Annotated in this window: 6 protein-coding genes and 1 pseudogene; 5 read left to right on the top strand and 2 right to left on the bottom strand. The window is 69.3% G+C overall.

Annotation, left to right across the window (positions count from 1 at the left end; all coding sequences use genetic code 11):
* Positions 1–1144: pseudogene (locus tag PO768_RS27215) on the bottom strand (hypothetical protein); the annotation flags it as partial.
* Between the two features lie 218 nt (positions 1145–1362).
* Entirely contained in the window at positions 1363–2547 is a 1185-nt protein-coding gene (metK, locus tag PO768_RS27210; RefSeq protein ID WP_272648560.1) for a methionine adenosyltransferase, read from the bottom strand.
* A gap of 181 nt (positions 2548–2728) precedes the next feature.
* Here metK and PO768_RS27205 point away from each other — a divergent pair, with 181 nt between their 5' ends.
* The 5 genes from PO768_RS27205 to PO768_RS27185 all read left to right on the top strand — a co-directional run.
* Positions 2729–3589: a lysophospholipid acyltransferase family protein gene (locus PO768_RS27205; RefSeq protein WP_272648559.1), complete on the top strand. Its 861-nt coding sequence runs from the start codon at positions 2729–2731 to the stop codon at positions 3587–3589.
* A complete protein-coding gene (locus PO768_RS27200) occupies positions 3589–4476 on the top strand; it encodes an LpxL/LpxP family acyltransferase (protein ID WP_272648558.1) in 888 nt (295 codons plus the stop codon). Before PO768_RS27205 ends, PO768_RS27200 begins: the two co-directional genes overlap by 1 nt.
* Positions 4477–4492: 16 nt before the next feature.
* Entirely contained in the window at positions 4493–5350 is an 858-nt protein-coding gene (dapF, locus tag PO768_RS27195; RefSeq protein WP_272648557.1) for a diaminopimelate epimerase, read from the top strand.
* Entirely contained in the window at positions 5347–6057 is a 711-nt protein-coding gene (locus tag PO768_RS27190; RefSeq protein WP_272648556.1) for a DUF484 family protein, read from the top strand. The genes dapF and PO768_RS27190 overlap by 4 nt, the downstream gene beginning before the upstream one ends.
* A partial coding sequence (locus PO768_RS27185; RefSeq protein WP_272648555.1) for a site-specific integrase occupies positions 6038–6617 on the top strand: 580 nt, incomplete at its 3' end. The genes PO768_RS27190 and PO768_RS27185, both read left to right, overlap by 20 nt.

Genomic DNA, 6617 nt, shown 5'->3' with positions numbered 1-6617 from the left:
CCGGCGCCCGCCGCGCCCGGGGGGCTGTGTCGCGGACCTCGGGCCGGACCGGCGGCACGGATTCGGGCCGGGGCGGCACGGCGTTCGCACGTCTGAGCTGCGCCAGGAATTCCGGCGACAGAAAGGCGTTGGCATCGTCCGGCGCAGAGCTGGCTGGGGCCATCGCTACCGCCTCCTCGGCGGCGCGGCGCTCGGCCGGCGGACCGCCGAGCAGCCAGGCCCGGTACTGCGCGACGCCAGCGGGCCTCTCCAGGGGCCGGCCCGAGGTGGCGGCGTCCAGGGTGTGCAAGAGCGGCAGGCTGTAGCGCGGGCGCGCATCGCTGGTGACGCAGCGCTCGATCAGCGCCGCCGTCGCTTCCCGGGGCTCGCCGCTTGGGCGCGCCGACGGCGGCATCGCGCCGCTGATGCAAAACCTCACAACTTCGCTGAGCGCAAACAGATCGAAGGCCGGATTTTGCGGTGCGCCGGGCGGCGTGCCCTGCTGCTCGGGCGGCGCAAAGCCGGCCAGCAACTCGGTCTGAGGGCTGCTACCCAGATCCAGCGCCAGCGTGGCGGCGGCCCAGTCGGGCCCCAGCAATAACGGCCTGTCATCGCCGAGCAGCAGGATGCTGCCCGGATGGATGCCGCCGTGGGTCCGGCCCGTGCGGTGGAAGGCATCAATCGCGCCGAGCAGATCATCCAGCAGGGCCAGCAGCGAGGCCTCGTCGGGCGGGCCCGGCATATCGCGGCGCAGATCGAGCAGGGTCTGGCCGCCGCGATAAGGCATGGCGCGATAGACCGTGCCGCGCGCCTGCCACAGGCGTATCACCTGGACCAGGGCCGCATGCTGGCAGCGCGCCAGCATGCGCGCTTCGTCGACAAAGGCGGCCAGGCCGCGCTGATAGGCCGCCGCGTGAGCGGCTTCGACGCAGGCGACAAGGCCCGAGCCCTCGCGCCGTGCCAGCGCGGCGGGGAAGTACTCCATCAGGACCACGGTCAGCCCCAGCTCCAGATCGGTCGCCAGATAGCTCAGCGAGGAGCCGCTGGCGGCGATCAGGCCATGCAGCTCATAGCCATCGAGCCTATGGCCGCTGGGCAGCACCTGGTCGGCGTTCGGCAGCGCCGCAGGGCGGGCGGCATCGGGCTGTGGGGTGGGCGAAGTCATGCGCGGGCGGGCGGTGGTCGGGCGGGCACAGCTTAACGAGAGCCGGAGCCGAGCTTGTACGCAGTTGTTGCGAGCTGTGGTGGCGGTCGTAAAAAAGCCANGTCGGGCGGGCACAGCTTAACGAGAGCCGGAGCCGAGCTTGTACGCAGTTGTTGCGAGCTGTGGTGGCGGTCGTAAAAAAGCCACCTTGCGGTGGCTTCGGGTGAGGGGGTCCCGCCTTACAGGCCGGCCGCCGCGCGGAGCGCTGCAGCTTTATCGGTACGTTCCCAGGTGAACTCGGGCTCTTCGCGGCCGAAGTGGCCGTAGGCGGCAGTCTTCGAGTAGATCGGGCGCAGCAGGTCCAGCATCTGGATGATGCCCTTGGGCCGCAGGTCGAAATGCTCCTGCACCAGCGCGGCGATCTTGTCGTCCGAGATCACGCCGGTGCCCTCGGTATAGACCGTGACATTCATCGGCCGGGCCACGCCGATCGCGTAGGCGACCTGGATCTGGCACTGGCGTGCCAGGCCGGCGGCGACGATGTTCTTGGCCACATAGCGGGCCGCGTAGGCGGCCGAGCGGTCGACCTTGCTCGGGTCCTTGCCGGAGAAGGCACCGCCACCGTGCGGGCAGGCGCCGCCATAGGTGTCGACGATGATCTTGCGGCCGGTCAGGCCGCAATCGCCCTGCGGGCCGCCGATGACGAAGCGCCCGGTCGGGTTGATCAGGTACTTGGTGTCGGCCGTGATCCATTCCTTGGGCAGCACCGGCTTGATGATCTCCTCGCGCACCGCCTCGTAGAACTCGGGCTTCATCTTGTCGCCCAGGCTCCACTCGGGCGCGTGCTGGGTCGACAGCACGACGGTGTCGATGCTGTGCGGCTTGCCGTCCACATAGCGCATCGTCACCTGGCTTTTCGCGTCCGGGCGCAGATAGGGCAGGCGGCCGTCCTTGCGCAGCTGGGCCTGGCGTTCGACCAGACGGTGGGCGTAGTAGATAGGCGCGGGCATCAGCTCCGGCGTCTCGTCGCAGGCATAGCCAAACATCAGGCCCTGGTCGCCGGCGCCGATGTTCAGATGGTCGTCGGAGGCGTGGTCGACGCCCTGGGCGATGTCATTGCTCTGCTTGTCATAGGCCACCAGCACCGCGCAGCCCTTGTAGTCGATGCCGTACTCGGTGTTGTCGTAGCCGATGCGCTTGATCGTGTCGCGCGCCACCTGGATGTAGTCCACATGGGCATTGGTCGTGATCTCGCCGGCCAGCACCACCAGGCCGGTGTTGCACAGGGTCTCGGCGGCCACGCGGGAGCGCGGATCCTGTTCGAAGATGGCGTCAAGAATCGCGTCCGAGATCTGGTCGGCCACCTTGTCGGGATGTCCTTCGGAGACGGATTCCGAAGTAAAGAGAAAATCGCTGTTCGCCACTTGTATGCTCCTAGTCGTCAGTCGGTCGGCGTTGCCGTGCTGTCGGGAGACGCGGCGAACGCTTTAGCGGCATTTGTTGAGCTTGACAGCCCGGCGGGGTTTTCAATGGCTTGATAAACACCCGCATCGCCCCGCAAGTTGTCCAAATTAACTCGGCGATGAGCCGATTATAGAAACACAAATGTCCTTGTTGCTGCGCTTGCTCTCCCGCTGCCCTTTGTGGCTGCTGCATGGCCTGGGCGCCATCGTTGGTTGGCTCAGCTGGGCGCTGTCTCCCAGCTACCGTTCCCGCTTCAAGGCCAATGTGCAGACCGCCGGTCTGCGCTGGGCCCAGGCGCGGCCGGCTGTCGCGCACGCCGGCCGCATGATCGGCGAGCTGCCCTGGCTGTGGCTGCGGCCGCACGGCCAGGCCCTGGGTGCGCGGGTGCGGCTGGAGGGCCGCGAGCATGTCGAGGCGGCGCTGGCCCAGGGTCATGGCCTGATCCTGCTGACCCCGCATATGGGTTGTTTCGAGGTCACGGCCCAGGCCTATGCCGAGGCCTACGGCGCGCGTGCGCCGATCACGGTGCTGTTCCGCCCGGCGCGCAAGGCCTGGATGCGCGAGCTGCTGGATGGCACGCGCGAGCGCCCGGGTCTGGCCACCGCACCGGCCAGCCTGGCCGGCGTGCGCCAGATGTTGAGGGCGCTGCGCCAGGGGCAGACGGTGGGTCTGCTGCCCGACCAGGTGCCGCCCGAGGGGCTGGGCGTATGGGCCCCGTTCTTCGGCCGCCCGGCCTACACGATGACCCTGGCGGCCAAGCTCAGCCTGCAAAGCGGTGCGCCCATCCTGCTGATCTGGGGTGAGCGCCTGAGCGGCGGGCGCGGCTATGTGGTGCGCATCAGTCCGGGTCCGAGCCTGCCGGACGATTCCACGCCAGAATCCGCAGCCGCCATCATCAACAAGGCCATGGAAGACCTGATCCTGCTCGCGCCCCAGCAATACCTGTGGGGCTATCACCGCTACAAGAATCCGCGCGGCCTGGACCTGGGGCGGGGCGCTTGATGCTGGGCCGTCTGTCCGCCCACCTCTTCATCGGGCTCTTGTGGCTCTTGCATTTCCTGCCGCTGAGCCTGCTGGCGGCGCTGGGCCGGGGCCTGGGCTGGCTGCTCTGGCATGCGGCCGGCTCGCGCCGCAAGGTGGCGCTGCGCAATCTGGAGCTGTGCTTTCCCGAGCAGACGCTGGTGCAGCGTGAGCGCCTGGCGCGCGAGCATTTCGGCTGGCTGGGGCGCAGCTTTCTGGAGCGCGGCCTGCTGTGGTTTGCCCCGGCCGAGCGCTTGCAGAAACTGGTGCGCGTCAAGGGCAATATCAAGCTGGCCGAGCAGGGTGGGGCACCGGTGATGTGGCTGCTGCCGCATTTCGTCGGCCTCGAATGGTCGGGCCCGGCCCTGATGCTGAACCAGGCGAGCCCCGGCGTCGATATGTACCAGGCGCAGAGCACCCCGGTCTTCGATACCCGCATGCTGGGCGGGCGCTCGCGCTTCGGCACCACCGCCTTCGTGCAGCGCAGCGAGGGCATACGCCCGGTGCTGCGCCTGATCCGCCAGGGCTATGCCTATCTGAACGCGCCCGATATGGACTTCGGCGAGCGCGAGTCGGCCTTCGTGCCCTTTTTCGGCGTACCGGCATCTACGTTGCTGGCACCCTCGCGGCTGGCGCGCAGCATGCAGATGCGGGTCCAGCCCATCGTCGTGACCATGCTGCCGGGCGGCCAGGGCTACGAGGTCGAGGCCGGCGAGCCGCTGGCCGGCTACCCCAGCGATGACCCCGAGGCCGACGCGCTCAGGCTCAACCAGTGGCTGGAGGCCCGCATCCGCGAGCGGCCGGCCCAGTATCTGTGGGTGCACAAGCGCTTCAAGACCCGGCCCGAGGGCGAGCCGGGCCTGTACTGACGGTGATAATCGCTCCATGAAACGTCGCTTCACCAAGATGCAGGGGGCCGGCAACGACATTGTCGTCCTCGACGCCACCCAGGCGCCGCTGGCGCTGAGCGAGGCGCAGCTGCGCGCGCTGGGCGACCGCCGCTTCGGCATCGGCTGCGACCAGATCCTGGTGATCGAGCGCTCCGCCACGCCGGGCATCGACTTTCGCTACCGCATCTTCAACAACGACGGCGACGAGGTCGAGCATTGCGGCAATGGCGCGCGCTGCTTCGTTCGCTATGTGTCAGACAAAGGGCTGAGCGACAAGCGCAGCATCAAGGTCGAGACCGTCAACGCGGTGCTGGAGCTGCGGCTGCGCGAGGATGGCCGGGTCACGGTGGACATGGGCGCGCCGGTGTTCGCGCTCGAGCGCGTGCCCTTCGATGCGCAAGGCCTGACCCCGCGCGGCGAAGGCGGCTTCGAGCTCTGGCCTCTCGAGGGGCTGGCTTGCGAGGTGGCGGTGCTGTCGATGGGCAACCCGCATGCGGTGCAGCGCGTCGCCGATGTCGAGACCGCGCCGGTGCTGAGCCTGGGCCCGCAGGTCGAGCGGCATGCGCGCTTCCCGCGCCGTGTCAATGCCGGCTTCATGCAGGTGCTGGACCGGGGCCGCATCAAGCTGCGCGTGTTCGAGCGCGGCGCCGGCGAGACCCTGGCCTGCGGCACCGGGGCCTGCGCGGCCGTGGTGGCCGGCATCCGGCTGGGCTGGCTGGACGAGAAGGTCGATGTGCAGGCGCTGGGCGGCCTGCTGACGATTGAATGGGCCGGCCTGAGCCAGGGCCTGGCCGCGCCGGTGCTGATGACGGGACCGGCCCAAACCGTTTTTGATGGAGAGATCACGCTGTGAGCAGCAATCAAGGTACCCAAGGCATCACCGAGCAGGACATCGCCGACTTCCTGGCCAACACGCCCGGCTTTTTCGAGCGCCATGCAGAGCTGCTGGCCAGCGTGCAGCTGAGCCATCCGCTCGGCCAGCGCGCGGTCTCGCTGCAGGAGCGCCAGGCCGAGATGCTGCGCGAGAAGATCAAGGGCCTGGAGCACAAGATCATCGAGATGATCCGCAACGGCCAGGAGAATGTGTCTATCGCCGACCGCCTGCACCGCTGGACCCTGTCGCTGATGCGCACGCGGGATGCGGCGGCGCTGCCGGCCGTGCTGCTGCAGGAGCTGCGCCACCAGTTCATGATTCCGCAGGCGGGGCTGCGGCTGTGGGGCGTCGATGCCCCGCATGCCGGGGCCGAGTTTGCCCAGGCGGTCAGCCAGGATGTGAAGAGCTTCGCGGCCAGCCTGAATCAGCCCTACTGCGGCGTCAACTCGGGCTTCGAGGCGGCGCGCTGGCTGGACCAAAGCCACGGCGTGACCTCGCTGGCCCTGATCCCGCTGTCGCAGGGAGGCCAGGCCTTTGGCATGCTGGTGCTGGGCTCGCCCGACCCGACCCGCTACACGGCCGAGATGGGCACCGAATTCCTGGCCCGCATCGGCGAGATCGCCAGTGCCGGCCTGGCGCGGCTGCTGCCGGCGCCGGCCGCTCCCGATGTCGGCGCCGCAGACTGAGGATGTGCTGCAGCGCTATCTGGCGCATGCCCGCGTGCAGCGCCGGCTGGCGCCGCGCACGCTGAGTCTTTACGCGGACGCGCTGCAGCGCCTGCAGGCGCTGGCCTTGCGCGACGGCGTCGAGCTGCTGCGCTTGCAGACCGCGCAGGCGCGACGCTGGGTGGCGCAGCTGCACCGCGAGGGCCTGGGGCCGCGCAGCCTGGCTTTGCTGCTGTCGGCCTGGCGCGGGCTGTATCGCTGGCTGGGCGGCGAGCGGCTGGTGGCGCTGAATCCGATCGAGGGCTTGCGTGCGCCCAAGGCGGCCAAGCCCCTGCCCAAGGCCTTGTCGGCCGACGATGCGGTGCAGCTGGCCGACCATGCCGACACCCGGGCCGACCCGGCGCTGGAGGCACGTGACCGCTGCATCGTCGAGCTGCTCTACGGCTGCGGCCTGCGCGTGGCCGAGCTGGTGGGCCTGGATGCCCAGGCCAGCGGCACCGCGCGCGGCTGGGTCGATCTGGCCAGCGCCGAGGCCCAGGTGCTGGGCAAGGGCAGCAAGCGCCGCAGCGTGCCGCTGGGCC

The organism is Paucibacter sp. XJ19-41 (genome assembly GCF_028462495.1).
Classification (GTDB): domain Bacteria; phylum Pseudomonadota; class Gammaproteobacteria; order Burkholderiales; family Burkholderiaceae_C; genus Roseateles_E.
Note: the sequence above shows the minus strand (reverse complement) of the source record. Positions and strands in the feature narration are given on the sequence as shown.

Bases quoted from the DNA above. Each gene is read 5' to 3' on its own strand.
- PO768_RS27205 (WP_272648559.1), top strand. From the start codon at position 2,729: ATGTCCTTGTTGCTGCGCTTGCTCTCCCGCTGCCCTTTGTGGCTGCTG.
- PO768_RS27200 (WP_272648558.1), top strand. From the start codon at position 3,589: ATGCTGGGCCGTCTGTCCGCCCACCTCTTCATCGGGCTCTTGTGGCTC.
- dapF (WP_272648557.1), top strand. From the start codon at position 4,493: ATGAAACGTCGCTTCACCAAGATGCAGGGGGCCGGCAACGACATTGTC.